Genomic DNA, 1,729 nt, shown 5'->3' with positions numbered 1-1,729 from the left:
TCCATCGCCTCCGCCGAGGTCAACCGCTCGCAGAGCCCGCACCGGGGCATGATCAACGGGCTCTACGTCTCCTCGTACTACCTCGGCGGGGTGCTGGGTTCGTACCTGCCCGGGCTGGTTTATGAGCGCTGGGGCTGGACCTCGACGGTCGCGGTGATCGCCGTGGTCGCGCTCGCCGGGCTGGTGCTGAGCCAGCGCTACGCCCGCGTCAGCGCCCGGGGCGCGTGCTGAAGCGCCGGCGGAATGCCGCCAGCTTGGGGGCGATGACCACCTGACAGTAGCCCTGCTCCGGATGGTTGCGGAAGTAGTTCTGGTGGTAGTCCTCCGCCGGGTGGAAGCGGGTCAGCGGCACCACCTCGGTAACGACCGGGTCGGCGAAGACCCCCTCGCGTTCCAGCTCGGCGATCGCGGCCTCGGCGTCGGCCTTCTGGTCGTCGTCGTGGTAGAGGATGACGGAGCGGTACTGCGGGCCGACGTCGTGGCCCTGGCGGTTGAGGGTAGTCGGATCGTGGACGGCGAAGAACACGCCCAGCAGCTCCCGGTAGGTCACCGCCGAGGGGTCGTAGGCGATCTGCACCACCTCCGCGTGGCCGGTGTCGCCCCGGCAGACCGCCTCGTAGGTGGGGGCATCGGTGTCGCCGCCGGCGTAGCCGGAGGTGACCGACTGCACGCCCGGCAGCTCCTGGAACACGGCCTCCAGGCACCAGAAACAGCCGCCGCCAAGGGTCGCCAGGGCCGTATCGTCCGTCTCGCTCATGGGGCTGCTCCGTATCCGCCGGGTCAGGACGCCCGTCGCTCGAGCTCGCGGCGCAGGCGCTCGACCTCGCGCTCCGCCTCGACCTGTGCCGTGACGTCCTTCTGGATGCCGATGAAGTAGGTAAGCCGGTCGTCGTCGTTGAACACCGGGGTGATGGAGAGCTCGTTGTAGAACAGCGAACCGTCCTTGCGGTAGTTGCGGAGCACGACGCGGCAGGGCTTGTCCGCCGCCATTGCGGCGCGCAGCGTCGCCAGTCCGGGCTGGTCCCGGTCCTCGTTCTGGAGGAAGCGGCAGTCCCGGAACAGGATCTCGTCGCGGTGGTAGCCTGTCAGCCGCTCGAATGCCTCGTTCACGTAGATGAGGATATGATCGTCCCCCTCCTGCTCGGCAACGACAATGCCGTCGTTCGAGGCGTCCAGCAGTCGCTGGAGGAGCACCGGGTCGAGGCTGTCCACGTCCGCCATTCCATTGCCCTGTACCAAGTCACCTGCCGCTTAGCTTACTAAGCCGGTTACAGGTAACGCCACCCTGCGGCAGGCGCGCCGTGCCGCGCCCGGCAGCGTCCCGGACCTGAACGGTCCGTGCTGCCCGGGCGTGCGCCGGGGTACCGGCTCAGCCGACGTCGTGCGGTCCGCCGTGCCCGCCCGACGGTTCCGGATTGCCGGCGGGCAGCCATACCGGGGTCCGGGCGGCGGCGCGCTCGTGCTCCAGCGCCCAGCGCACCGACGGGAAGGCCAGCGCCTGCCAGGGGATCTCGCTCCAGACGAACAGGCCGACGGCCTGGGACTCGGGGCCGGCGGCGACGGCGGGGTCGAGCAGCCGTGCGCGGTAGATCATCTGTACCTGGTTGATATGCACGAGGTTGTAGATCGCGAGCAGCCCGTCGAGTGCCAGTGCGGCGTTCGCCTCCTCCATGGCCTCGCGGCGGGCGCCGTCCTCGGTGCTCTCGTGCAGCTCCAGGTAGCCGGCGGG

At 69.7% G+C, this 1,729-nt stretch carries 3 protein-coding genes and 1 pseudogene; 1 reads left to right on the top strand and 3 read right to left on the bottom strand.

Features of this window, described 5'->3' with window-relative positions; all coding sequences use genetic code 11:
• Positions 1-231, top strand: a 231-nt coding sequence (locus G7A99_RS19155; RefSeq protein WP_163143202.1) for an MFS transporter, incomplete at its 5' end; no start/stop codon positions are given.
• Here the strand turns inward: G7A99_RS19155 and msrA are convergent.
• From msrA to G7A99_RS19140, 3 genes and pseudogenes are all read right to left on the bottom strand, one after another.
• On the bottom strand, positions 209-757 hold the full coding sequence (gene msrA, locus G7A99_RS19150; RefSeq protein ID WP_163143199.1) for a peptide-methionine (S)-S-oxide reductase MsrA: 549 nt from the start codon (positions 755-757) through the stop codon (positions 209-211). The two genes, G7A99_RS19155 and msrA, sit on opposite strands and share 23 nt — an antisense overlap.
• Before the next feature lie 23 nt (positions 758-780).
• Positions 781-1,221: a PAS domain-containing protein gene (locus G7A99_RS19145; protein ID WP_163143196.1), complete on the bottom strand. Its 441-nt coding sequence runs from the start codon at positions 1,219-1,221 to the stop codon at positions 781-783.
• Between the two features lie 148 nt (positions 1,222-1,369).
• Positions 1,370-1,729, bottom strand: a pseudogene (locus G7A99_RS19140) (NUDIX hydrolase); the annotation flags it as partial.

It is taken from the genome of Arhodomonas sp. KWT (assembly GCF_010993615.1).
The sequence above is the reverse complement of the archived record's forward strand: the minus strand, read 5'-3'. Positions and strand labels throughout refer to the sequence as shown.